This is a genomic window from Vibrio chagasii, assembly GCA_041879415.1.
Classification (GTDB): domain Bacteria; phylum Pseudomonadota; class Gammaproteobacteria; order Enterobacterales; family Vibrionaceae; genus Vibrio.
In genome coordinates this window covers 775,267-800,594 of the sequence record CP090852.1, presented here as the reverse complement: position 1 = coordinate 800,594, position 25,328 = coordinate 775,267, and the positions used below count along the sequence as shown (strand labels likewise).

Genomic DNA, 25,328 nt, shown 5'->3' with positions numbered 1-25,328 from the left:
ACAAAGAATAATCATACATGTGATAATTTTGTTAATTTATAGTTATTATATTCGGTATTTTTTATATGAATATTGCTCGTATAGACCTTAATTTACTTGTGTATTTAGACATGTTGCTACGTGAAAGAAACGTTACGCGAGCAGCGAATCAGCTTGGGATTACTCAGCCTGCAATGAGTAATGGACTGCGCCGATTACGCGATCTACTTGAGGATCCGTTGTTGGTCAGAACAAGTGAAGGAATGGTGCCAACCGAGCGCGCGCAAAAGTTGCAACCTTTGATTCGCAACATCTTGGCGAATGTAGAAAAGACCTTGCAACCAACGACGGAATTTAACGCAGAAGACAGTGAACGCGTATTTCGTATCATGGCGAGTGATTATGCGGAATCCACCATTATCCAGCCGTTATTAAAAAGGTTGAGTGAGATAGCGCCGAAAATACGCCTCGATATTATGACGCCAAGTGATGTGAGTTATCAGGATGTAGAGCAGGGTACTGTTGATATCATCATTAACCGCTTCGACGATATTCCCCAGTCCTTTCACCAGATGAGCCTTTGGCACGACGGCTTCTCTTGCTTGTTTAGCTGCGACAATCCGATAGCTGACAATTTCGATATTCTTTCTTACTTAAAAGCGCAACACATTTGGGTGAGCAAAACCGGTATGGGTACGGGGGTTGGGATTAACCCAAGTGAAGCGCAGAAATTAGGTTGGATTGATGAAGCGTTAATGCGTATAGGTAAAACCCGAAACATTACTGTGTTTACTCGACACTACCTGTCAGCGATTCTATTCGCGCAACAGAAAAACCTGATCCTTACCATCCCAACCAAAGCAGCACAGCTGCAACGCAACAACCCTAAGTTATTGATCAAACCGGCTCCCTTTGCCATCGAACCTTTTGAAGTGAAGATGGCGTGGAGCCCGTTGTTACAAACCAATCCAGACCACCAGTGGATGCGCCGCTTGATCAAAAGTGTCGCCAATGAAATCGAAAGTGGTGTGACGGAATAGCCCTATTTTTAGGGTATTTCTTTTGTGAATGTCCATTATAAGTGGCATAAATTAGCTAAATTTTCGTCAGTTACGTAAATTTAAGTGAGTAGTCAGTGATTAACTTGAGAGAGATTTTATGAGCAGTCGTATTCAACAGGGAAGCTTGAACATAGATAGCACCCTCTACCAACTAGTTAATGAACAGATCATCCCTGGCACGGGTATTCTTGCAGAAGACTTCTGGCAGTCATTTGCAACCATCCTCAAAGATCTGGCACCAAAGAATCGTGCATTGCTTATCAAGCGTGAAGATCTCCAACATCAAATCGATGTATGGCACCAAGAGCGTGCTGGTCAAACTCTGGATGCTGCAGAATATAAACAGTTCCTACAGCAGATCGGCTACCTAGTACCTGAAGGCGATGATTTCCAAGTAACGACTGCCAATGTTGAGCCTGAAATCGCAACTCAAGCTGGGCCGCAGCTTGTAGTGCCTATCATGAACGCGCGATTTGCACTTAACGCAGCAAACGCGCGCTGGGGTAGTCTATATGATGCGCTCTACGGCACAGACGTGATCAGCGAGAGTGATGGCGCAGAGAAAGGCGGTAGCTTTAACCCAGTACGTGGTGCCAAAGTGGTGAGCTATGCTCGTGGTTTCCTTGATGATGCCGCACCGCTCAATGGCGTTTCTCATAAAGACGTGACTAAATACAGCATCAGCAACGTGAGCATCGGCAACACGCTTACGGCGACTCTCGATAACGGCGAAGAAGTCACGCTAATCGACCGCAATCAATTTATTGGTTATCAAGGTGACGCTAGTGCGCCGTCTTGTATCCTGCTTAAACATAATAACCTTCATATCGAAATTCAAATCGATCCTAGTGCGCCAATCGGCAGCGTAGATGCAGCCGGTATTAAAGATGTGCTGGTGGAAGCTGCACTAACGACCATTATGGATTGCGAAGACTCAGTTGCCGCTGTTGATGGTGAAGATAAGGCACTGGCTTACCGTAACTGGTTAGGCTTGATGAAAGGTGACCTACAAGAGTCGCTAGAAAAAAATGGCAAGACCATTGTTCGTAGCCTGAATCCAGATCGCCAATACACCAGCGTAACGGGTGGTGAGATCTCGCTTAAAGGTCGAAGCATGTTGTTTGTTCGTAATGTTGGTCATTTAATGACGAACCCAGCGATCATTGATGATGAAGGGAATGAAGTCCCTGAAGGCATCATGGATGGCATGATTACTTCACTTATCGCTATGCACGATTTGAAAGGTAACAGTGCTTACCAAAACTCGACCGCTAACAGCATAAATATCGTAAAACCTAAGATGCATGGCCCTGAAGAAGTGGCATTTACCAATGAGCTTTTTGGTCGCATTGAAGACGCATTAGGTTTAGAACGCTTTACTATCAAAGTTGGAATTATGGATGAAGAGCGCCGTACCTCTGTGAACTTGAAAGAGTGTATCCGCGCCGCTAAAGATCGTGTTGTGTTCATCAACACAGGTTTCTTGGACCGAACGGGTGACGAGATTCATACGAGTATGGAAGCGGGTCCATTTGCTCCTAAAACGCAACTTAAAACCATGACATGGATTGGCGCTTACGAAGATCAAAACGTTGATCTGGGCTTAGCTTGTGGCCTGCAAGGTAAAGCCCAAATTGGTAAAGGTATGTGGCCAGAACCAGACAACATGGCGAAGATGATGGATGCCAAAATTGGCCACCCACAAGCGGGTGCTAATACCGCTTGGGTTCCTTCGCCAACCGCGGCTACTTTGCACGCATTGCACTACCACAAGGTCAGTGTTCCAAGTCGCCAAAAAGAGCTACGCGAGCGTGTGAGAGCGAACGTTGACGATATCCTTACTATTCCTCTGCTGGGTAATCAAAAGCTGACTGCACAAGATATTCAAAATGAATTGGATAACAACACGCAAGGCATTCTAGGTTACGTAGTGCGTTGGATTGACCAAGGTGTAGGTTGTTCGAAAGTTCCTGATATTAATAACGTAGGACTTATGGAAGACCGTGCCACACTGCGTATTTCGAGCCAGCACATTGCAAACTGGTTACGCCATGGCATTTGCGATGAAGCCCAAGTGATGAAAACGATGAAGCGCATGGCTGCTGTTGTTGATGAGCAAAACGCTGGGGATCCAAGCTACCAGAATATGGCGCCTAATTTTGAAAACAGCATTGCGTTTTCTGCAGCGTGTCAGCTGGTGTTTGAAGGCTGTGCTCAGCCAAGCGGTTATACCGAGCCAGTACTCCACGCTATGCGCTTGAAACTCAAATCACTTAAATAGCTAAACAACCGGATAATAAGAAAGAAAAGAATAATAACGATAAAAGTAACCCCCCTTAACCGAGCCCAAGGTGCCGCGCAGTATAGCGCGGCTTTTTTTTGCTTTCGTTTTCAGAGGGGTTGAGGAGAAAAGCCTAGTTTCCACCGAAGCCTTAATTTCCACCGAAGCATAGATACTTAATATCCATGTACTCATCGATGCCTTCTTTTGCCCCTTCACGACCAATGCCCGACTGTTTCACCCCACCAAACGGTGCTACTTCAGTAGAGATCAAGCCGTCATTGATGCCAACCATACCGTATTCAAGCGCTTCTGCTACCTTCCACACCCGGTGAATATTCTGGCTGTAGAAGTAAGACGCTAAACCATAAATCGTATCGTTCGCCATCTCGATGAGTTCTTCATCACTGTCGAACTTCATAACTGGAGCGACAGGGCCAAAGATCTCTTGTTGAACGATGTCCATGTCATGTTTCACGTCTTTAAGAATGACGGGTTGAATAAACTGGCCATCGAGTAATTGAGTTGGTGTAACAGGCTGTGCACCTTGCTCAATCGCTCGGTCAATTAAGCTTTGGATATTTTGCTTTGCTCTTTCACTGATGACTGGGCCGATATTGACGCCTTCATCTAAGCCATTTCCGACCTTAAGCTGTTGTACTGCTTGGTCGAACTTAGCTACAAATTCATCGTGTACTTTACTGTGGATATAGAAGCGGTTAGCACAAACACAAGTTTGCCCTGCATTACGGAACTTAGATGCCATTGCACCTTGCACGGCAGCGTCGATGTCTGCGTCATCAAACACAATAAAGGGTGCGTTGCCGCCAAGTTCCATTGAAGTGCGTTTGATGCCTTTGGCGGCTTGCGCCATCAAGATGCTGCCAACACGGGTAGAGCCGGTAAATGAGATCTTTTTGATTAATGGGTGAGAGGTAAACAGTTCGCCGATTTGTTCCGGACTGTTACCTAAAACCACTTGAATAAGGTCTTCAGGGATTCCAGCTTGGTAAGCCAGTTTAACGACCGCAAACGCAGAAAGTGGTGTCTCGTCAGAAGGTTTCACAATGAAGCTACAGCCAGCCGCTAACGCAGGCGCTGCTTTACGGGTGATCATTGCAACGGGAAAGTTCCATGGCGTGATGGCACAGGCTACCCCAATCGGTTGTTTGATGGTGACTAAGCGTTTATCTGCCGCAGTACTAGGGATCGAATCGCCGTAGGTGCGCTTGGCTTCTTCGGCGAACCACTCAATAAAGCTTGCTCCGTAAACCACTTCGCCAGTCGCTTCTGCCAACGGTTTACCTTGTTCCATGGTCATCAAGCGAGCAAGGTCATCTTTGTTTTCAAGGATCAACTTATACCAATTATTAAGCAGCGCAGCGCGAGTTTTGGCTGGAACTTTTGCCCACTCTTTCTGCGCGATATTTGCACGCTTGATAGCTTTATCTAGCTCCACCTCGGTAGAGATTGGCGCATAGCCAATGAGCTCACCGGTTGCTGGATTGGTGACCGCAACCGCGTTATCTGCTTCTGTCACCATAAAAGAGAGTAATTGCTTGTTGTTGATTTTGAGCATTGTGGTTCCTTATTGATGATTACTTAACACGTGTTGACCTAGTGAGTGAACTTACCGCTGACGAGGAGCCAGATAGCCTCAAACTATTTATTGTTGGCCCCAGTTGTCCGCTTCGATTTTCGCTAATGCTTTCGCCGCTTTTTGTAGTGCAGGCAAAAACTTAATCGCTTCATCTGGCTTCACTCGAATCACAGGTGCTTGAATTGCTAAACCAAGGTTGGATTGACCGGTTGGTGATGGGATGAGTACCGCGATACACACCAAACCTGGAAGAAACTCTTCATCGTCAATCGCATAGCCTTGGATCTTCGCTTCTTCGATATCTTGTTCTAGAACGGAGTAGTCGGTAATGGTTTTTACTGTGTACTGCGTCAGAGGCACATTCTCGATCAGTCGTCTGCGTTGTGATTTCGACATGTGAGCCAAAAACAGTTTGCCGGTAGCCGAGCAATGCACTGGAACGCGAGAGCCGGGTTGGAGGTGGAAACGAAGTGGGGCTTCCGTTTCTGCACGGTCAAGATAGATGATCTCGCCGCTCGATAGCGCTGTCAGGTTACAGCTCTCGCCAACTTCTGCACGTAGGTTTTCAAGAATCGTGCGTCTTGCACTGTGCATAGTGCTATTGAAGAGTAGGTTTTCGGCCAGTTTTCTGAGTCGAATCCCCGAACTGTAGTGCTTATCGTCACCATCTCTTTGAATGATGCCTGCTGATTCCAGTTGTTGCAGCATACGGTGCAACGTCGGTTTAGGAAGCCCGGTTTCTTCGACTAATCCTTGAAGAGAAATGAATTCGTCTTTCTGTGCGATTACCTCTAATAGAGCAAAAAGTCGAAGAGTTGGCGTATCTCCTTGAACTTGTGGTGTTTCTGTTTGCATACAGTGATTCATCCTTGCGATATGTCTATGTGTAAGAGTGTACATAGCAAATCAATTTCCTTCAATTATCTGAATAATATTTGACCTTTTTTATTATTTCAATAATATAAAGTTAAATTATGGAACGATTAATCTCAATAAATGGAATTTTATCATGAAGGCAATTGAACGGATTATTGATAAGGCGCACTTAGATCGTAAGCGTGTGGTGTTGAGCGAAGCGGAAGATCCTCGGGTACTCGCCGCAGCACGATTAGCGGTTGATAAGCAGCTCGCCCATATCACGCTAGTGGGGGATGAAAAGGCGATCATTGAAGCCGCGCAGTTGCATCATATTAATCTTGCTGGCATTCACATTGTTTCACCTCAAACGTCAGCTCTGAAAGCCGTGCTGGCTGAGCGCCTATATGAATTACGAAAAGCCAAAGGAATGACTTATGAAGATGCTTTGGAGAAGGTTAAAGACCCACTGATCTTTGCCAATTTGATGGTGAGGGAAGGGTTAGTAGACGGCACGGTTAATGGTGCGGTGTATACCACTTCTGATGTAGTACGAGCCGCGCTGCAGATCATCGGCCCTGCTCCCGCTAGCGAGTTGGTGTCGAGTTTCTTTCTCATGATGTTGTGTGAGCCTTTCCATAACCTAAAAGGTGGTCTGATTTTCAGTGACTGCGGCTTGGTGATTAACCCCAATGAAACTGAGCTGGCATCCATCGCGGTTGCCGCTTCTCAAAGTGCTCAGGCGTTGCTAATGGAAGAGCCCAAGTTGGCGATGCTTTCATTCTCTACCAACGGTAGCGCGAAACATGAGTCAGTCGATAAGGTGCGCAGTGCTGCGCAGATAGTGAAACAGCGTTGCCCTGGTATTGCGGTTGACCAAGATGTTCAGCTTGATGCAGCGATTGTTACCGAAATCGCGGCTAAAAAGTTGCCTGATTCCGAAGTGAAAGGTCAATCGAATGTGTTGATCTTCCCCAACCTTGAAGCGGGCAATATAGGTTACAAGTTGGCAGAAAGGTTAGGTGGTGCGGTCGCCATTGGTCCTTTGCTCCAAGGGTTGAATCAACCGGCGAATGATCTGTCGAGAGGTTGTAGCGCGGAAGACATTTTTAACGTGATTGCGGTGACAGCCGTTCAAGCGCAGCAAGGTAAAGCAGCAAACTCAACTCTTGATACCGAAGCTAATGTGGAAGAGAAAGAAGAATCGGAATTTGAGTTTAGGTACTAAGCCTTAATTAGCCAAAGCTGAATACCTAGATCTCGCCCTCACACTAAATAACAAGTATCGAATTAGGATTGCTAATGGAGTTACCGGTGTTACTCGCTATTTTGGCCACCATTGCGCTAGGCACCTATTTTCAAACGGTCACGGGCTTTGGGTTAGGCATCATTGTAATTGGTTTGACGGTCAGCCTTAATCTGGTTTCCATTAACGTTATTGCCGCCGTGGTGAGCATTGTCACCTTGTTCAATTGCTTGGTTGCTTTAATGGGTAAGCCTTTGCTTGGTGAGCTAAAAATCCTTGTGGTGTTAGTGCTCGGTATTATCCCTGGGGTTTCGCTAGGGGTGTTCTTGTTGGGCGAATTGAGCGAATCTGCAACGCATATCCTACGGGCTTTATTGGGCGCTATGGTGTTATTCGCTGGTCTGAGTTTTATGTTCAAACCTAAAACCAGAACAGAACGCTCAGCAACTCTATCATTTTATGTGTCAGGGTTTAGTTCTGGTCTCGCGGGTGGGCTGTTTGGTATGGCGGGCCCACCGATTGTTTATCATCTCTACAGGCAACCTTTTACGCTTGATTTAGTACGAAGCACACTGCTGATGGTGTTCGCTTGCACGTCGATGTCACGTACCGTGAATGTTTACGCTGCAGGCGATATGGAAGCGAGCATATTGTGGCTATCTGCGATTGCTATTCCTTTGGTGGCGCTTGTCACCATGTTTGCGCGCCGCTTTCCGCCTCCCTTGTCTAATGATCAATTGAGGAAGTTGGTGTTTGGTGTATTGATGTTGATTGGTGGATATTTGATGGCGGTCTCGGCATGGTCATTGTTGGGAGCTTCGTAAAATCCGCTTTATCAGTGAGGCTAGCGAGTTGCTAGCCAAAGCTTCATAGATTAAACACGCTTTAGCATCTCAAAGATCCCTCTACATAGTCCAAACAAGCAGCTCTCTTGCGCGTCCAACGTGATGTTGCTGCGATAATAGGGGCTCAAATCAACCCCCATACCTACGCCGTGGATCTCAATGTTATTCTTAGTCGTCTCGCGTTCAATCACTTGTTTGAGGTGGTTATCTAAATAGAATTGATCATTGGCTGTGCTGGTGGCGGTATCCATCGGGCAGCCATCCGAAAACACAAACAAGATTTTTCGTTGTGCGCTGTGCTGCTGCAATCGCTGGCTAGCAAACTGAACCGCTTCTCCGTCAATTCCTTCTTTGAAGATGTCTGCTTTACGAAGGCTGGCAATACCGAGTCGAGCGCGTCTCCAATGCGTATCAAAATCTTTAAATACGATATGTCTAACCTCATTTAAACGCCCAGGATGTTTCGGTTGGCCTTGTTTAAGCCATTGACGATAGACCTTGCCACCGTTCCAGTTATTGGTGGTAAAGCCGATAATCTCAAAGGGGATATTGGCGAGTCCAACGGATTTGAGAATCGTATCCATCAGTAGGCTGAGTTTATGACTGTGTTTTTGCATTGATCCCGAACAGTCCATCAAAAACGTGATGGCACATTGGTGGGACGGGCCAATTTCAGGCTGATAAAAAACCGTACGGTCTAAAGGAGCTGTGATGAGCTTAGTGATGGTGGTGGCGTTCACGATGCCTTCTTCTAGGTGTTCTTGGCGCCGAATTCGTTGTGGTGTGGCGACAAAACCAGACAGCATGGCAGCTAAGCGCCGGGTATTCACTTGTCTCGCCATCAAGTCATCAGTGAGTTTTTGCCTCAGTTCGAATAACAGGGCACGCCTAACAAGCTTATCTGCGGCGATCACTTGATCGAACTCTGAGTTAAAGATCTGGTAATTGGCACCGGAGAGCTCGAATACCTTACTACTGCCAGTGATGTCTGCATCAACCTCTTCCTCTTCTATGTCACCATCAACGATTAACGCAAGTTGTGCGAGGATTTTAATGTCTTCTTCGACAGTTGGTGTGCTTGAGTTTTCACTCTCCTGTTCTTCGCTGATAAGTGCTTGTGCCAGAGACGCGAGCTCGTTGGCATAGTGAGCAAACCGCTGTTGATCGGCTCGATGCTCTTTTAATTGCTTTAGACAGCTACCGAATATAGGCACGATGCCTGCCCGAGTTGATTCAATGGTTTCAGCGATGGGCTCCGAGACTGGAACACCCGTTAAGCGAGTGTGGATGACCTGCATTAATGTGAACAACAAAATACCAATGCGGGATTCAGTAAAGCCATTTTGATGATATTGATCGCTCCAATACGCAAAGTTGAACTGAATGCTTTTAGAGACGCCTTTGAGGTAAGCTGGGACTTGTGACTCGATTCGTACCTGCTCGCAAAAATCGAACAGTAGACGCTCAACTTCATTTTTTGGGCGCAGTGAATAGTGAAGCTCAGCATCAGAAAGCAGCAGCCTCAATGCGGAGGAGTCAATTTTACCGTTCATCGATAATTTACTATTGATGAGCTCATGGCGTGACACAAAGGTGAGATCGTTGGTGTGTGCTGATAAGTGATAACAAGGACGGCTACCGTTGTAGAGGCGCTCTCCTCGGTAATTCAGATTCAACTCACCGCTGATCGCTCTGGCAACCGATACGCCAATATCGAGGATCTTTTTCTGTCGGGAGGAAATATTAGCCATCGATTAGGACTCCGATTGAGCATAGCTCTGAGTATGATCCTCTAGAGCCTCACCAAAGCAGCGGAAGTAATATTCGCGAACCAGCTCCTTCTCTTCTTCTTCACAACGGTTGAGGAACGACAGCCTAAATGCAGTGGCTACATTGTTGAATATTCGAATATTCTCAGCCCATGTGATTACTGTTCTTGGCGACATAACCGTTGATAAATCGCCTGCTCTAAATCCATTTCGCGTTAAACCGGCGGTGGCGATCATTTTCTCTACTAACTGCTGACCGCTTTCATTGTTTAGCTCTGGGCGCTTTGATAGAACGATCTTAGTTTCATGGTGTGAGTCTAAATAGTTAAGTGTCGCGATGATGTTCCATCGGTCAAGTTGGCTATGGTTAAGCACTTGAGTACCAGAGTACAAACCGGAAAAGTTGCCTAAACCGAGTGTATTGCAGGTCGCAAACAGGCGGAAAGAAGGGTGGGGAGTAATCACTCGGTTTTGCTCGAGAGAAGTGTATTTGCCGTCTTGCTCTAGCAGTTGCTGAATCACAAACATCACATCAGGTCGGCCCGCATCGTATTCGTCCAACACTAATGCGATGGGTTGCTGAATACTTTGTGGAAGAATCCCTTCCTTAAACTCTGTTATCTGCATTCCATCTTTAATGACGATGCTATCTTTGCCAATGAAATCTAATCGGCTTAAGTGTCCATCTAGGTTGATCCTCAAGCATGGCCAATTTAATCGTGCTGCCACTTGCTCTATATGAGAAGACTTGCCGGTTCCGTGTGTACCTTGTATTAGCGTGCGACGGTTAGATGTGAAGCCCGCTAATATTGCGAGCGTGACTTCAGGATCAAAACAGTAGTTGGGATCGATCTTCGGTACGTACTCTCCCTCCTTCTCAAAGGCTAACACCGTTAAGTCGCTATCGATGCCGAAATGCTCTCTTACACTTACCTGTTGCGTTGGTCGCAATTCCTCATTGTTCATTTTTTATTCCCCATTCTCGCTTTCATGACTGCTGTGATTTTTGAACTGCTACGGATTATTAACCTCTCTCTTGGAGTTAACGGCACTTTTTGTACGAAAAACTACCAATAATGTGATCTGGTTTTATTAATTAGAATGAATTGTTCCATTTTAACGCAAAAAGTTGACGCGCAAAAAATCTACTACTAAGGTGAATTTGAATTCGAAAAAGAGACAATTCATTCCGAAAAATGAAATTTAGGTTAACTCAAGGAGAATGGAAGAATGAGTGAGCAAGAAAAACGTACGGTTGTTTCCGGCACAGTAACAATGACACCATCAGAAGCGTTCGTTGAAACTATGGTCGCCAATGATGTCACCGATATGTTCGGCATCATGGGTTCGGCATTTATGGATGCAATGGATATCTTTGCTCCTGCTGGCATTCGATTGGTCCCAGTGGTACACGAGCAAGGTGCTGCTCACATGGCAGATGGTTACTCGCGAGTCTCTGGTCGCCACGGGGTAGTTATTGGCCAGAATGGCCCGGGTATCAGTAACTGTGTAACAGCAATTGCAGCAGCGTATTGGGCACACAGCCCTGTTGTTATTGTGACGCCAGAGACCGGCACTAAAACAATGGGCTTAGGTGGTTTCCAAGAATGTAACCAACTTCCAATGTTCCAAGAGTTTACTAAGTATCAAGGGCATGTAACGCACCCTGACCGTATGGCGGAGTACACGGGTCGATGCTTTGACCGTGCAATGAGTGAGATGGGGCCTACTCAACTTAACATTCCACGTGACTACTTCTACGGTGAGATTAAAACCGAGATCCCTCAACCAGCACGTTTAGACCGTGGTCCAGGTGGGGAAAAATCTCTGAATGAAGCGGCAGACTTGATTGCTGAAGCGAAATTCCCAGTCATCATTTCTGGTGGCGGTGTGGTAATGGCTGACGCGGTTCAAGAGTGTGCAGCACTGGCTGAAAGACTGGGCGCGCCAGTAGTAAACAGCTACCTACACAATGATTCGTTCCCAGCAAGTCACCCATTATGGTGTGGCCCACTAGGTTACCAAGGTTCGAAGGCTGCAATGAAGTTGATGGCTCAAGCGGATGTGGTTATTGCTCTCGGTACTCGCCTTGGTCCATTCGGCACATTGCCTCAGCACGGTATGGATTACTGGCCGAAGAACGCAAAAATCATTCAGATTGATGCGGACAACAAGATGCTTGGCTTGGTTAAGAAGATCTCTGTGGGTATTTGTGGGGATGCGAAAGCGGCTGCAGTGGCATTAACTGAGAGATTGGAAGGTCGTGCACTGCTTTGTGATGACAACAAAGGTGCTCGCCAAGACACCGTCGCAACAGAAAAAGCGCTGTGGGAAAAAGAGCTTGATGAATGGACGCACGAGCGTGACTCGTTCAGCTTGGACATGATCGAAGAAAACTCGCATGAGACTCCATTCTCTGGTGGTGAATATCTTCACCCACGCCAAGTACTTCGTGAACTAGAAAAAGCGATGCCAGAAGACGTAATGGTCTCAACGGATATCGGTAACATCAACTCGGTTGCAAACAGCTATTTACGTTTTGAAAAACCGCGCAGCTTCTTTGCGGCAATGAGTTTCGGTAACTGTGGCTACGCGTTCCCGACCATCATTGGTGCGAAAGCAGCAGCACCTCATCGTCCAGCTATCTCTTACGCAGGCGACGGCGCGTGGGGCATGAGCCTGATGGAGACCATGACGTGTGTTCGTCATAACATTCCTGTGACTGCGGTGGTATTCCACAACCGTCAATGGGGCGCAGAGAAGAAGAACCAAGTTGACTTCTACAACCGACGTTTTGTCGCTGGTGAACTAGACAACCAAAGCTTTGCAGAGATCGCTCGAGCAATGGGTGCTGAAGGTATCACGGTTGATAAGCTAGAAGATGTTGGTCCAACTCTACAAAAAGCCATCGACATGCAAATGAATGAAGGCAAAACAACCATCATTGAGATCATGTGTACTCAAGAACTGGGCGACCCGTTCCGTCGAGACGCATTGTCTAAACCGGTTCGTTTCCTAGATAAATACAAAGATTACGTATAACCAATAGGAAGTTTGTCCGGCACTGTATTATCGAAAGTGTTAGGGAGAAGGCTATCGAGATCGGAGTCGGACAAACAAATTCAGTGATGGTTTTTGATATTAAATTGAACGTGAAAGAAAACTCTTTTTTCATTAAGTCATATTTTTCACGTTCATTGCTCTGAATATTAGAGCACTAACCAAATCACTATTACTCCACATTACATTGTATCGATATCGAGGTTTTATCAGTAATTATTATTCAACGAATATTAAAATAGTAATTATTGATGAGTCACTGGATTTATTCGACTTTAGTATGAGTATTCGAAGAGTCGTTAACCTTTATTTTTAGCTAAGAATCATTATTTATATAGGTGAGTGGTAGAAAATAGATATGAACAATAAACGTTATATAAGCTCACTCAAAGAACTTTACCAAATAATCGATTCTTTTATTAACGAGTGCAATGAGCCTTGTGGGTTGATTTATAACGTTTGTGATTACGAAAACAATAACTTGATGCCAAGCTTGGGCCGTTCTAACCGTAAGAACTTACGAAGAGTCGAACAAGATCTGCTTTCAACTGTTCGTGTCTATGGTGGGCATTCATTGAACTCTCACGACATAAATGATTGGTTGTTGATGTGCTTAGCTAAGAAACAGGGATTTCCCACACGTTTACTTGAATGGAGCGATAACCTGGTTAATGCGTTGTGGGCTTTGTGTCATAGCCAGAGTAAAGACTGCATTAATATTACTAAAGTGATTGGTTTTGAAAGGGTTAGTGATTTCTTCACGCCATGTGGTGCTGAGAAAACTCAGATATTTCATGTTGTTGATTGTGACCAGCAAGAACAACGTAAGGACAAATGGTATTCCATTCATCCGTTTAAGGAAGGTTGCAATGATGCCATTCAACCTTTGTACGACGAGCAAGGATATTCAAACGGTCTAGTATCCGTTCATGTCCTTCCGTCAGCCAAAGTAAATCTAATAAAGGAGTTAGTATCCATGAATGTGTTAAATGAACCTACAGAGTATAACGAAGAGACAATGGTTGATTTGAAAAATGAATCACACGTCGATGGAAATAAGGTTATGGGTAAAGAAGGAAGCAACATCGAATTACAAGTTAATACTCATAATCGAACTTTGGAACAATATGGCCGAAAGTACCATCAAGATTTTGACTTCGACTAACGACTAATATCTTTATCGAAAATTAAGACTTCGCTTATGTCTTATTTTAATTATTTAAATAGAGTGAAGTCTTGTTTAAATAAACTTAGAACACTAATTAAATTTATAAAAATACGAAATCTGTGAGCTTAAAGATTGTATATAACACAACTCGAAGTTAGAGTTATTCGGCTTGTTATCAAGTTGTTAAATCTTCAAGTTTCTAGTTTAAAAACTCTAATAAAAAAGTGGCGCAAAGCTACTGAAATTTAAACCAATAACGTAAACATAAAGGATTCTGGAATATGAATATGCAAACCAATGCAGCGACATTCGTGCTGGAAAACCAAGTCGACACCGCTTTTTTACAGTCATTCAGTGATGCTTGGAATAACCATGATATCGAAGCATTAATGTCGTTCATGACTGAAGATTGTGTATTCCATACTGTGGCTGGCGAAGGCTTAGTTGGAAATACTATCGAAGGGTACGAAGCGGTTCGAAAGAGCTTTGAATTGGTTTGGCAGAACTTCCCAGACGCCGCTTGGAGCGATCCTGTCCACTTTGTGTGTGGTGATCGCGCTGTGAGTGAATCAACATTCTCTGCGACTAACCCGGATGGCAGCATTATTGAAGCTCGCATGGTTGATGTATTTACTCTGAAAGACGGAAAAATTAGCGTTAAAAATGCCTTCCGTAAAACACGACCTCTTTTGACTCCCAAAAGCTAGACACGAAACCGCAACCCGTTCACGTGTTATGACTAGGAGAGTCGAATTATGAGTTTAGTAATGGAACAACCGGCTGCCGATGTGCAGCCAAAGGTGAAAAACACCCAAGCACAAGAAAGTACTCAAGCAAAAGATAGATACGATCCAAAGTACGATCCACTTAAGGATAAAACGCCAGGTCATGGTAAAGAATACGCCCCAACGTATTGGGTAGATACTGCAGGTGCTCCACCTGAAGATGATGGCCCAATCACATCTGACATGGATGTCGATGTGGCGATTATCGGTTCCGGCTTTACTGGCCTGAGTACCGCGATACATCTTGCAGAAATGTATGGCATAAAAGCGACAGTGATTGAAGCTAACCGTTCAAGCTGGGGATGCAGTACTCGAAATGGTGGTCAGGCGCAGTGTGCCTCTGGGCGTTTGAAGCGTTCACAATGGATTGAACGCTGGGGCCTAGAAACGGCGCTAAAAATGCACCGCGAGTGTGTAGATGGCATGGAAACCTTCAAGTCACTGATCAAAGACATCGATTGTGACCCACAACCGGGCGGTCACTTATATGTTGCTCACCGTCCAAAAGTCATGGCAACACTTGAGAAAGAAGCCAAGTTGTTGCGCGACACGTTTGATTACGATGCGCAGATCTTAGATGCAGAAACCGTAAAGCGTGATTACGTTGGTGATCAAGAAGCGGCAGGTGCGATGCATGAGCCAGAAGGGATTGGCATTCATGCAGGGAAGCTGGCGTTTGGTTATCTAAGAAAGGCGCGAGCACTCGGCGTTAAAGTTCACCCATCGAGTCCAGTTATGGGCTGGGAGACTCGTGGCGGTGTGCATTACCTGAAGACGCCTGGTGGTGTTGTTAAAGCGCGTTCTGTCGGTGTTTGTACGGGTGGGTATACCAGCCAAGGCTTGCATTCAGAGCTTAAAAATCGCCTGTTGCCAGTACTGTCCAACTCAATGGTCACACGTCCGCTAACTCAAGATGAAATCGCCACGTGTAACTTCAAAACTAATCAAGTGATTACTGATACTCGAATTCTGCGCCACTACTACCGTTTGTTACCGGATAACCGAGTACAGATTGGTACACGCAGTGCTATCAGCGGCAAAAACGCACCTGAAAAGAAATATGAAGACATGCTAAGAGCGGACCTTACTCGAAAATTCCCGTCTCTTGATCAGATCAAAATCGATTATTCATGGTGGGGTTGGGTGGACGTCAGCCACGACATGATGCCGAGGATTTATCAACCGAATCCAAAACAATCCATCTTCTACGCCCTTGGATATGGCGGTAATGGCGTTATGTATTCCGCTCAAGCGGGTAAGCGTCTTGCTCAGTGGATTGCAGGTGAAGGTCACACGCTCGACCTACCAATATTTGAATCAAAACTTCCGTTCCCCAACGTGAGGGAAGTGGTGGAATCAGAGATGTTTGCGCCGTTTCGAAGAATGGGGCAGCGGTTCCTTTATCAGTGGTATTCGTTAAAGGATGAAAGGCTGTAACTACCCGAACATTGTTTCCAAAATAGGGAAATAGAACTACGACCAGGAAAGTTTACCAGGTCACCTTGTGAGCAAAGTACAGGCAGGAAGTCTGTATGAAAGGAAAGGTTAAGACTATGAAATTTATTAAAAATAAAGTTATTGCTGGTGTCACCATTGTAGCAACAGCGGTGCTATCTCATACCGCGGCAGCAGCGAATTTTAAAATGGCCATCGGCGATGCTGCTGGTGGTACGCAGTGGGAATTGGCGACCTCATTCTCTGAACTCATGGAGCAAAAAACAGACGGTAAAGTAAAAATCGATCTGTTCCCGAACGGTCAGTTAGGCAACGAGCAAGACACAGTCAACGATGCGGCAATCGGGCTTCTCGACTTCTCTGTACTGGCGATCAATAACGTAACGCCTTTCTCTCCGACGGTTGGTCTATTGACCATGCCTTACGTAATTCAGAGTGCAGAAGAAGCTGTGCTACTGACTCAAGGTCAAGTAGGCCAAGACTTAGTTGATAATACGATCCGTGATGCTGGTGTGCGTATTGTCGGTTGGGCGTATTCAGGCTTTAGGGTTCTGACTAACTCGAAAAAGCCTGTCGCTTCGCCTGAAGATCTAAAAGGGCTCGTGATTCGTGTTCCTCGTAACGAAATCATGATCGCTTCTTACCAAGCATGGGGCGTAAACCCAACGCCAATGGCATGGTCTGAAACCTTTACCGGCCTTCAACAGGGCGTGGTAGATGGTCAAGATAACCCTTACATCACAGTGCATGCGATGAAGTTCAATGAAGTACAAAAGTACGTGACCAACATTCGCTACATTTTCTCTCTAGAACCTCTAATTGTGAGTGAAACGGTCTTCCAACAGCAAACACCTGAAATGCAGAAGATCATTCTTGAAGCCGGTCAGGAAGCGACAGAGCACAGCTTCGCTTATCTAGAAAACACGGAAAACCAAATTCGTGAAGAGCTACAAGCGAAGGGCATGGTATTCACCGACCCAGCAGATAATGAGCAAGAGTGGATCAGCAAGGTGACTAAGTCAGTTTGGCCTAAGTTCTACTCAAGCATTGGAGGCAAAGACAAGCTAGACGACGTTCTTGAGTTACTAGGTAGAAAGTAACGATTAGATTCGCCCTATCTGCTGTTCTACGCGACTTAATCACCTAGCGATAGAACAGTGAGATAGGGCATTTACATGGCTGTACTCGTTGAGCTGTTCTGTACCTGATCTTTTAGGACCGTGAGCGACTGGTTGTCATGTGAAAATCAACATTGGAGGTTATATGTCAGTCGCTAAAACAATAAAAAAACACCTGAACAACATTGAGGAATATACATGTTGTTTGTTACTTGCAAGCTTTGTCCTATTGCTGTTTACACAAATCCTGACGCGTCAGCTATTCGACTACTCAATCCCGTGGGGGGATGAAGTCGCTACTTATATGTTCGTTTGGTTTGCCTATTTAGGGGCTGTTGTGGCGGCGAAGATGTCGGCACACAACCGAGTGAGCTTTCACTTCAAATTCTTTCCGCCCATTGTGCAAACCGTCAGTGAAACCATCGCTGATTTCTTATGGCTCTGCTTCAACGGTTACTTTGTCTATCTCAGTTATGACTTTGTGTTCAACAAAATGAACCTGTTTTGGAAGTCTCAGACTACAGGTATCCCGATGAAGTACTTCTACATGATTTTACCTATCGCGTTTTCCCTGATGATGATTCGAATTATCTGGAACAACTATGAGCGCCTATTCAAAGGGGCAACCAATGAAGATCCAGAAGTGAAAGAACTGCGAAAAATGACTGCACAAAAGTCGATGCAGTAGTCACAGAGAATAGTCGTAATAGAGAGATGTAATAATGGAATCCTATTTAACTCTAATTTTATTTGGTGGCTTCTTAACCCTGTTAATCCTAGGTGCACCAATCACGGTATCACTGGCCGGCGCTTCGATGGCGGCTTATATGTTGCTCGACAAAAATCCGATCGCACTGGTACAAATCGCATTTACCTCGGTAGGTAACTTCCCGCTTATGGCACTGCCTGCTTTTGTGCTTGCGGGCGCATTAATGGAGGCGGCAGGGATCTCCAAACGTTTGGTTGATATTGCCGAAAGCTTAGCGGGGCCAGTAACAGGCGGCCTTGGTGCGGCAACGGTAATGGCCTGCCTTTTCTTCGGTGCGATCTCTGGCTCTGGACCAGCAACCACTGCCGCGGTAGGTATGCTAATGGTGCCTGCGATGGTTAAGCGTGACTACGATAAGAGCTATGCCTCGGCTGTAACGGCAGCATCTGGCGGGCTAGGGATCATTATTCCGCCATCCATTCCTTTGGTTATTTTTGGTATCTCTGCGATGGGCTTGATGGCGCCACCAGAAGCCATTGCACAACATGGTCAATTTGCATCTTTATCGATTCCAAAACTGTTTGTCGCAGGGGTTGTGCCGGGTTTCATCATGGCATCGACACTGGTGCTGACCAACTATTTCATTGCTAAGCGAGAAGGCTACAAAGGGCTTACTGAAACCTGGTCATTTGGTGATGTAAGGCATTACTTGCGTCGAGGTTTGTGGTCGATACTAGCGCCATTTTTGATTCTTGGTGGTATCTACAGCGGTATGTTCACACCAACAGAGTCCGCAGTTGTAGCAATCTTCTATTCGCTGTTTGTGGGTGTCTTTATTCACCGCGAATTGTCATTTAAAAGCGTGATGAAATCTTTATCCACCACGACCTGGATCACCGGGCGTGTGTTATTGATCCTCTTTGCCGCTACTGTATTTGGCCGCTTACTGATTGAACAAAAAATTCCAGTCGTGGTGGCTGAGTCACTGCTCAGTTTTACTGACAACATGTACATGGTGTGGGCACTGACGATTACCTTGTTGTTGTTCATCGGCATGTTTATGGAAACCTTAGCGGCGATCATGATCATCGTGCCGGTTCTGTTACCAATCATGTACATGCTGGGGGCGGACCCTACTCACGTGGGCATCGTGGTGGTGTGTACCTTATCGATAGGCTTTGCAACGCCGCCGCTTGGCGAAAACATCTTTGTTGCATCAGGGATAGGTGGTTCCACGGTTGAGCAAATCACTGCGAAGATCCATCCCTTTGTTCTTGCTTCGGTTGTAGGCGTGTTTGTTATCGCTTTCTTCCCACAAATAACGCTTTGGCTTCCGTCCTTAGTGGGCTATTAGGAGAGATAACCATGAGTGTATCCAAAATTATCCTTATCAGTTGCGTCTTGTTTGCCGTTATTGGTGGCATGGGCTTACGGGCTGAGCATTCGGAGTCGGAGAAGGCTACCCAAGCTGTCAATGTGCTCGATATTTCTGAGCCCCATGTGGTGAGCGAGGCTGAGAGAAGAGCCAAAACTTTGCTGGCGAAAGCGGTAATTCACGTTCAAACCGAGGGAGATGAAAGCGTCAAAGATTTCATGAGTGACCCAGAATACATTGACGGTGAGTTATACGTGTTTGCACTCGGAATTGACGGTCAATTCCTTGCCAGTGGCGGCTCTTCAATGGTGCTGGTGGGCGATAGTGTGTTGGACACGCAAGATGTTTATGGCAATCCGTTTTTCCGAGAAATAATCACCAAAGCCGTCCACAACGGTTTTGGTGAGGTGGAATATCACTGGACCAACCCAACCGATCGTATGGGAGAGCCCAAAACGACCTTCTTTGAACGTGTTGGAGATGTGATTGTTGCCGTAGGCTTCTATCCAGAGCGTTCTAGTGCGGCTGAAGCTAAGCGCTTATTGGCAAGAGCGATGACCGCGATAGTGGAGTCGGAGCAACAGAGCCTGGCTGAGTTCAATGATGCCGACGGTAGCTTCGTAGAAGGGGATTTGTATGTGTTTGTGATGGATATGAGTTCAGGAAAGCTGCTGGCGCATGGGGTGTCCCCTGAATTAGTTGGGCGATCACACAACGAAATCTTGAGCCCAGATGATAAACCGATCCTCACTGATATGTTGAATCTTGCACGCGAAAATGGCCGTGGAGTTTATACCTATCGCTGGTTAAATCCATTGTCGAGTAAGGTCGAAACCAAGCATACCTACTATCGAGTTATCGATAACAAGCTGGTAGGGGTTGGATATTACACAAAATCAAACAAGACGTAAAAATGAGAGTGCGGTGAGTGTGAGTCTATTTAAATTAATGACTTAATGCTCATTTTACCCCTAAAAATAGGAGTGTGTAAAAAAGCAATTTAGTAAAATTCACAGTGTGTAATTTTTGTTGTGAAATTGTTTCAAAAATAACAGTAGTATGAAAAACATGGAAACCAAGCAGTAAAGAACAAATCTGAAAAGGGTCAATTAGGATGTTTGACCCGAGTGAAATTTAAAGCCGTACGAGGGATAGACTATGAATATGCTGACACTAGACAAAACAGAACTTCACAGAAACCATTCAACTTTTATTGCTGAAGCTGTCTTTGCCGTCGAAATGGTGAAAGCAGACAAGCAACTCGAAAAGCAGAAGATGGCGAAACAGTTGCTAGATACTCTATTTCCTCTTGAGTCGGGCTCTCACGAAGATGTTGTGAGCTATGAGATTGACTACCGACATGTTCAGGTTTACTTCAAAAATGGTGAACATACAGGCCTAAAACGCGCGAAGCATTTTGTGGCATATACAGGTGATAAATCTAAGCCATCATCAATCCTGTTCCGCGATGAAAGTGGTACACATGTGGAAGTGACGATTGGTGCTCGCAAAGGCACAGGTAATCTTGAGCTTGTTGACATCGAAGACATCCAACTAGAGACATGCACCACATTTGGTCAAACAGACGCGAGTATTTCTTCTGGAATCCGACACTGGGTTAGCTTAGTGAAGGGCGATGAAAGCGGTCGACCAAATGCATCAAGTGAAGATAAAGAGTTCACTGCGAAAAATGGTGATGATTACAATCTTGGATTCTGTTTCGCACTCTAATATCGAGCGCTGCAGTGCGCAGCGCTAACATCCATTTCTCTTTTACCTTTGGTAATTTCCCCGCCCCTATAGCGGGGCTTTTTTATTAGAGCTATAAGTAAATTGGACGATTATTAAAATTATATACAGAAAATTTGAATATGAACTTACGGTGTGCGGTTTTGATTTAAACCACTGTATTTAAATGATTTTATAGTTTTATTTTATTCTGGCTTTATTAGGTTAATTATCATTATTCAGGCGATTATGAGTAACTATTGAGCTAAAACTCAGTCAAAATGCTTCGTGTTGTGCTATATTGTGCGGCTTGGGATTGAGCAAGTAAGTCCATTCACTATCTCAAATAGTGACTTTCACCATGCTTTATTTAGGTGATTTGGCGAGCCAATCAAGTAGTAGTTGGATATGGAGCGAGTCCTTATATTCGTTGAATCGGATATACGAACATCATAATTTATGAGTTTTAAATCAAAAAAGTACAGTATTGATTCTACTGACTATCAAGTTGGTCAAGACAACGTCAGTAAATGGGGCATGGATGTCCATAACACAGTTTTCGTAGCCTCTGTTGGCTTATCTCTTCTCTTCATCATCACCCTCCTTGCTCTGCCTCCTGCAGATGCCAAAGCGGCAATTGACTCCATCAAGGGTGCGGTTCTATCAAAGTTTGACTTCCTGTTCATGTGGGGAGCCAACATCATGTTAATTTTTGCTGTTATTTTGGCATTCTCACCTCTAGGTAAAGTTCGCTTAGGTGGCGAAGACGCAACGGCAGACTATTCAATGGCCTCTTGGATTGCGATGTTATTCGCAGCAGGCATGGGTATTGGACTTATTTTCTGGGGTGTTGCTGAGCCAACTGCGTTCTTTACCAACTGGTTTGGTACTCCATTGAACGCAGAACCTTTTACAGAAGCCGGTCGTGAGTTAGCGCTGGGTGCAACGGTATTCCACTGGGGTTTCCATGCTTGGGCTATCTACGGCATGACAGCGCTTTGCCTAGCGTATTTTGTTTATAACAAAGGCCTACCACTATCTATGCGCTCCGTTTTTTACCCAATCTTGGGTGAGCGAGTGTGGGGCAAAACAGGTGATGTGATCGATGTGCTAACGGTACTGGTTACTCTGTTCGGTTTGGCGACTTCGTTAGGCTTAGGTGGTACGCAAGCGGCAAGTGGTATTAGCCATGTGTTTGGCTTGGAAAACAATATCCTACTTCAGCAGTCTATTATTGTTTTGATCATGGGCCTAGCGATCATCTCTGTACTTCGCGGTATGGATGGTGGTGTTAAGTTCCTAAGTAACCTAAACATGGTTATTGCGTTTGTATTCCTTGGTCTTATTGCAGTGCTTAACTTCACAACTGTGCTTGATTCTGTGGCAACAGCGGCAACAGGCTATGTGAAAAATATCTTGGCATTGAGCCAAAGCACTGGTCGTGAAGACACGACATGGCTGCATGGTTGGACTGTGTTCTACTGGGCGTGGTGGGTAGCGTATGCACCATTCTTTGGTATGTTTGTAGCGCGTATTTCTAAAGGTCGTACGGTTCGTGAGTTCTTGTTCTGCGTACTGATTATCCCGACGTTAGTAACTTCGGCTTGGATGTCTGTGTTTGGTGGTGTGGCTATTGAACAGGTCATTAATCATGTTGGTCAACTTGGTCTTGATCAAGGCATCACAGATGTATCATTAAGCTTGTTCCACATGTTAGATGCGTATTCGTTTGGTAGCATCCTATCGGTTATCGCAGTAGCACTTATCATTGTGTTCTTCGTTACGACACTAGACTCAGGTTCGATTGTTATCGATGGCATGACGGCTGGTGGTAAGCTTGAAGTACCTGTGAAACAGAAAGTAGTGTGGGCAGTTATTTCAGGCGCGATTGCGATGGTGATGCTGTGGATTGGTGGTACTCAATCTATCCAAGCACTGCAATCTATTACAATTATCGCGGCACTACCGTTCACTATCATTCTTCTGATTGGTTGTGTGAGTCTGCTGAAAGGTCTATTTACAGAAGTAGATAAAGGCCAAGCAAACGTGAGCGAAACAGCGAAATAGCGCGACTTTCTAGTGAGGTAAATTGCTCACTAATGACGCCATAAGTATTGCTGAAACTCTCTTGTACTCTGTGCGAGGGAGTTTTTTATGTGCGCTATCAAGAAATAAAAAAGCCACAAGTGATTCGTCAGTTGTGGCTTTTCTCAACTTTATTCTAGTTCTCTAGAGATAAATTATTCGCTTACGCATTTAGCTCGTGTTGAATCACGTAATCTAGAGCACCAACGACAGCTGCAACTTGTGCGTCGTTACACTCTTCGTCGGTTACTTTGTCGCTGTCTGGGTAAACTTCTGTCGTTGTGCCGTATTTGCAGTTCGTTACGCCGCCACATAGGCCTAGCTCTTTCATTGGGTAGTTAATCACACCGTGCTGTGTCACCTCTGAACCAATGATCTTACCGTCTGCATCTGCTGGTGCAATGTGCGTTACTTTTTCAACTGAAGCAATGACAGCCGCTTGGAATTCTGGCTGAGGGTTTTCAGTGTCACCTACTGTGTAGAAACCATCTGGAATCATACCTTCGATGTACTCAATGCCGTCACGAGCAGCAAGTGCTGGGCGGAATTCAGTTTCATCAGAATCTGTCGTTTCGTGTAGGTCAACGTGTACCAGTACCTCTGGTAGAGAAGACACTAATGCACGTAAGTTTGCTGATTCTTCAGCAGGGGTACCTTCATAGAAAGAACGGTTTGGATCAACGGCATTTGGGTTCCAGCGGTTGATGACTTCGTAACCCCAAGGGCTAACACAAGGTGCAACTACTACGTTGAAATGCGCTGAGTATTTCTCTGCTTGAGTCTCTGCGAATTTGATCGCACCGTGCACACCACTGGTCTCATAACCGTGAACACCGCCTGTTACTAGAACGGTTGGTTTAGATGCATCCCAGTTTTTGCTCTTGATTGCAAACAGAGGGAAACGAGCCTCATCGTAGCTCAGTGCGCCATATTGCTCGATGTCAAAGCGGTCTGCTAATGCTTGGATTTTAGGAACCACTTCTTGCTGGTATTCGCGCTTAACGGTTCTTTGATCAAACCATGCTTGACGTTCTGCTTCTTGCCATTTTTTTCCAGGTTCACCGATAGGGTAGCTGTATTCACTTTTCATCTATACTTTTTCTTTTATGTTCGTGAAAGATGCAGACAGACTAGTCCTGTCTCGCTGAGACGGCAATAGAAAACACAGTTTGTGACTTTATTTTTTACAGACTCATAACTTTGATGAGTGAATTGATAGTGTTACATTTTATCTGTTGTTCAATCCTTTAAAAGAGACAATAAAATGGCTGGAGCAAGTTTACTCACACTGTTAGACGACATAGCCACAGTGCTAGACGATGTTGCACTGATGTCTAAAGTGGCGGCGAAGAAAACCGCAGGTGTATTGGGCGATGATTTAGCACTTAACGCACAGCAGGTTTCGGGTGTGTCTGCTGAACGAGAAATCCCTGTGGTGTGGGCGGTTGCAAAAGGCTCATTTAAGAACAAGTTGATTCTTGTGCCTGCCGCCTTATTGATTAGTGCATTTATTCCTTGGTTGATCATGCCGTTGCTATTAATTGGTGGCTTATTTCTTTGTTTCGAAGGGGCTGAGAAGATCTTAGAAAAGTTCTTCCCGCACGCCCACCAAGATAACGACAAAGGAGAAGAAGATAAAACCGGTGAGTCCATTGAGGACTATGAGAAGAGAAAGGTTAAAGGCGCAATTCGCACCGACTTCATCTTATCTGCAGAAATTATTGTGATTGCTCTGGGTACCGTGACGGGGACCAGTATCTTGACCCAGATTATTGTCGTGAGCTTGATTGCTGTCGTAATGACGATTGGTGTCTATGGCTTGGTTGCAGGGATAGTGAAGTTGGATGACTTAGGTTTCTATCTTCAACGTACATCTGACGGTAGCGCAGTCAAAACAAAGCTTGGCAATGGGCTTGTTTCCTTTGCGCCAAAGTTAATGAAGATGCTTGCTGTTGTCGGTACGGCTGCCATGTTCTTGGTTGGTGGTGGTATCGTGGTTCATAACGTTCCTGCGATTCATCATTTGATTGAACCTATCATCATGGACTTCAGCGGGCATACGATAGCGACTGCAGTTGTTCCCACTTTGTTGAATGGCGTGATTGGTGTAGTAGCAGGGTTACTTGTTGTCGCGGTTTGGAGTGTGATAGAGAAGGTTCGCGGCAAGTAGGGCTTAAACAAAGTCTTAGGCAATGAGTTTGTTAGATAC

At 45.3% G+C, this 25,328-nt stretch carries 20 protein-coding genes; 15 read left to right on the top strand and 5 right to left on the bottom strand.

Annotation, left to right across the window (positions count from 1 at the left end):
- Positions 1 to 65 precede the first annotated feature (65 nt).
- A complete protein-coding gene (locus L0991_17490) occupies positions 66 to 1,019 on the top strand; it encodes a LysR family transcriptional regulator (GenBank protein XGB65322.1) in 954 nt (317 codons plus the stop codon).
- Between the two features lie 118 nt (positions 1,020 to 1,137).
- The gene (locus tag L0991_17485) at positions 1,138 to 3,321 is read left to right on the top strand and encodes a malate synthase G (protein XGB65321.1); all 2,184 of its coding nucleotides are present in this window, start codon (positions 1,138 to 1,140) and stop codon (positions 3,319 to 3,321) included.
- Between the two features lie 151 nt (positions 3,322 to 3,472).
- On the opposite strand, the gene L0991_17480 is transcribed toward L0991_17485, so the two are convergent.
- Positions 3,473 to 4,900: an NAD-dependent succinate-semialdehyde dehydrogenase gene (locus L0991_17480; protein ID XGB65320.1), complete on the bottom strand. Its 1,428-nt coding sequence runs from the start codon at positions 4,898 to 4,900 to the stop codon at positions 3,473 to 3,475.
- Between the two features lie 87 nt (positions 4,901 to 4,987).
- Entirely contained in the window at positions 4,988 to 5,776 is a 789-nt protein-coding gene (locus L0991_17475) for an IclR family transcriptional regulator (GenBank protein XGB65319.1), read from the bottom strand.
- Between the two features lie 154 nt (positions 5,777 to 5,930).
- Here L0991_17475 and pta point away from each other — a divergent pair, with 154 nt between their 5' ends.
- On the top strand, positions 5,931 to 7,004 hold the full coding sequence (gene pta / locus L0991_17470) for a phosphate acetyltransferase (GenBank protein XGB65318.1): 1,074 nt from the start codon (positions 5,931 to 5,933) through the stop codon (positions 7,002 to 7,004).
- A 74-nt stretch (positions 7,005 to 7,078) separates the two neighbouring features.
- A complete protein-coding gene (locus tag L0991_17465; GenBank protein ID XGB65317.1) occupies positions 7,079 to 7,846 on the top strand; it encodes a sulfite exporter TauE/SafE family protein in 768 nt (255 codons plus the stop codon).
- 50 nt (positions 7,847 to 7,896) lie between these two features.
- Here L0991_17465 and L0991_17460 read toward each other — a convergent pair whose 3' ends face one another.
- Complete coding sequence (locus tag L0991_17460) at positions 7,897 to 9,618, bottom strand: cobalamin biosynthesis protein CobT (GenBank protein XGB65316.1); 1,722 nt, start codon at positions 9,616 to 9,618, stop codon at positions 7,897 to 7,899.
- A gap of 3 nt (positions 9,619 to 9,621) precedes the next feature.
- Positions 9,622 to 10,602, bottom strand: coding sequence for a MoxR family ATPase (locus tag L0991_17455; GenBank protein ID XGB65315.1), 981 nt, complete (start codon positions 10,600 to 10,602; stop codon positions 9,622 to 9,624).
- A gap of 264 nt (positions 10,603 to 10,866) precedes the next feature.
- Here L0991_17455 and xsc point away from each other — a divergent pair, with 264 nt between their 5' ends.
- From xsc to L0991_17405, 10 genes are all read left to right on the top strand, one after another.
- Complete coding sequence (xsc, locus tag L0991_17450; protein XGB65314.1) at positions 10,867 to 12,678, top strand: sulfoacetaldehyde acetyltransferase; 1,812 nt, start codon at positions 10,867 to 10,869, stop codon at positions 12,676 to 12,678.
- A 376-nt stretch (positions 12,679 to 13,054) separates the two neighbouring features.
- A complete protein-coding gene (locus L0991_17445; protein ID XGB65313.1) occupies positions 13,055 to 13,861 on the top strand; it encodes an FRG domain-containing protein in 807 nt (268 codons plus the stop codon).
- 284 nt (positions 13,862 to 14,145) lie between these two features.
- On the top strand, positions 14,146 to 14,571 hold the full coding sequence (locus tag L0991_17440) for a nuclear transport factor 2 family protein (GenBank protein XGB65312.1): 426 nt from the start codon (positions 14,146 to 14,148) through the stop codon (positions 14,569 to 14,571).
- Between the two features lie 48 nt (positions 14,572 to 14,619).
- Complete coding sequence (locus L0991_17435; protein ID XGB65311.1) at positions 14,620 to 16,086, top strand: FAD-binding oxidoreductase; 1,467 nt, start codon at positions 14,620 to 14,622, stop codon at positions 16,084 to 16,086.
- A gap of 116 nt (positions 16,087 to 16,202) precedes the next feature.
- Entirely contained in the window at positions 16,203 to 17,204 is a 1,002-nt protein-coding gene (locus tag L0991_17430) for a TRAP transporter substrate-binding protein (protein XGB65310.1), read from the top strand.
- Between the two features lie 163 nt (positions 17,205 to 17,367).
- Positions 17,368 to 17,910 (top strand): TRAP transporter small permease, encoded by a 543-nt coding sequence (locus L0991_17425; protein XGB65309.1) that lies wholly within the window; start codon positions 17,368 to 17,370, stop codon positions 17,908 to 17,910.
- A 34-nt stretch (positions 17,911 to 17,944) separates the two neighbouring features.
- Entirely contained in the window at positions 17,945 to 19,285 is a 1,341-nt protein-coding gene (locus L0991_17420; GenBank protein XGB65308.1) for a TRAP transporter large permease, read from the top strand.
- An 11-nt stretch (positions 19,286 to 19,296) separates the two neighbouring features.
- On the top strand, positions 19,297 to 20,217 hold the full coding sequence (locus L0991_17415; GenBank protein ID XGB65307.1) for a cache domain-containing protein: 921 nt from the start codon (positions 19,297 to 19,299) through the stop codon (positions 20,215 to 20,217).
- A 247-nt stretch (positions 20,218 to 20,464) separates the two neighbouring features.
- Positions 20,465 to 21,037 (top strand): hypothetical protein, encoded by a 573-nt coding sequence (locus L0991_17410; protein ID XGB65306.1) that lies wholly within the window; start codon positions 20,465 to 20,467, stop codon positions 21,035 to 21,037.
- Between the two features lie 456 nt (positions 21,038 to 21,493).
- A complete protein-coding gene (locus tag L0991_17405; protein XGB65305.1) occupies positions 21,494 to 23,101 on the top strand; it encodes a BCCT family transporter in 1,608 nt (535 codons plus the stop codon).
- Positions 23,102 to 23,282: 181 nt separating this feature from the next.
- On the opposite strand, the gene L0991_17400 is transcribed toward L0991_17405, so the two are convergent.
- Entirely contained in the window at positions 23,283 to 24,209 is a 927-nt protein-coding gene (locus tag L0991_17400; GenBank protein XGB65304.1) for a M14 family metallocarboxypeptidase, read from the bottom strand.
- 174 nt (positions 24,210 to 24,383) lie between these two features.
- Between L0991_17400 and L0991_17395 the strand changes: the two genes are divergently transcribed.
- Positions 24,384 to 25,289: a DUF808 domain-containing protein gene (locus L0991_17395; GenBank protein ID XGB65303.1), complete on the top strand. Its 906-nt coding sequence runs from the start codon at positions 24,384 to 24,386 to the stop codon at positions 25,287 to 25,289.
- Positions 25,290 to 25,328 lie beyond the last annotated feature (39 nt).

Excerpts from the sequence above, each read along its gene's own strand:
- L0991_17480 (XGB65320.1), bottom strand. The coding sequence starts at position 4,900 with ATGCTCAAAATCAACAACAAGCAATTACTCTCTTTTATGGTGACAGAA.
- L0991_17490 (XGB65322.1), top strand. The coding sequence starts at position 66 with ATGAATATTGCTCGTATAGACCTTAATTTACTTGTGTATTTAGACATG.
- L0991_17400 (XGB65304.1), bottom strand. The coding sequence starts at position 24,209 with ATGAAAAGTGAATACAGCTACCCTATCGGTGAACCTGGAAAAAAATGG.
- L0991_17425 (XGB65309.1), top strand. The coding sequence starts at position 17,368 with ATGTCAGTCGCTAAAACAATAAAAAAACACCTGAACAACATTGAGGAA.
- L0991_17410 (XGB65306.1), top strand. The coding sequence starts at position 20,465 with ATGAATATGCTGACACTAGACAAAACAGAACTTCACAGAAACCATTCA.
- L0991_17415 (XGB65307.1), top strand. The coding sequence starts at position 19,297 with ATGAGTGTATCCAAAATTATCCTTATCAGTTGCGTCTTGTTTGCCGTT.
- L0991_17405 (XGB65305.1), top strand. The coding sequence starts at position 21,494 with ATGAGTTTTAAATCAAAAAAGTACAGTATTGATTCTACTGACTATCAA.
- L0991_17455 (XGB65315.1), bottom strand. The coding sequence starts at position 10,602 with ATGAACAATGAGGAATTGCGACCAACGCAACAGGTAAGTGTAAGAGAG.
- L0991_17460 (XGB65316.1), bottom strand. The coding sequence starts at position 9,618 with ATGGCTAATATTTCCTCCCGACAGAAAAAGATCCTCGATATTGGCGTA.
- L0991_17465 (XGB65317.1), top strand. The coding sequence starts at position 7,079 with ATGGAGTTACCGGTGTTACTCGCTATTTTGGCCACCATTGCGCTAGGC.
- L0991_17420 (XGB65308.1), top strand. The coding sequence starts at position 17,945 with ATGGAATCCTATTTAACTCTAATTTTATTTGGTGGCTTCTTAACCCTG.
- L0991_17475 (XGB65319.1), bottom strand. The coding sequence starts at position 5,776 with ATGCAAACAGAAACACCACAAGTTCAAGGAGATACGCCAACTCTTCGA.
- L0991_17485 (XGB65321.1), top strand. The coding sequence starts at position 1,138 with ATGAGCAGTCGTATTCAACAGGGAAGCTTGAACATAGATAGCACCCTC.
- L0991_17395 (XGB65303.1), top strand. The coding sequence starts at position 24,384 with ATGGCTGGAGCAAGTTTACTCACACTGTTAGACGACATAGCCACAGTG.
- L0991_17445 (XGB65313.1), top strand. The coding sequence starts at position 13,055 with ATGAACAATAAACGTTATATAAGCTCACTCAAAGAACTTTACCAAATA.
- pta (XGB65318.1), top strand. The coding sequence starts at position 5,931 with ATGAAGGCAATTGAACGGATTATTGATAAGGCGCACTTAGATCGTAAG.
- L0991_17435 (XGB65311.1), top strand. The coding sequence starts at position 14,620 with ATGAGTTTAGTAATGGAACAACCGGCTGCCGATGTGCAGCCAAAGGTG.
- xsc (XGB65314.1), top strand. The coding sequence starts at position 10,867 with ATGAGTGAGCAAGAAAAACGTACGGTTGTTTCCGGCACAGTAACAATG.
- L0991_17440 (XGB65312.1), top strand. The coding sequence starts at position 14,146 with ATGAATATGCAAACCAATGCAGCGACATTCGTGCTGGAAAACCAAGTC.
- L0991_17430 (XGB65310.1), top strand. The coding sequence starts at position 16,203 with ATGAAATTTATTAAAAATAAAGTTATTGCTGGTGTCACCATTGTAGCA.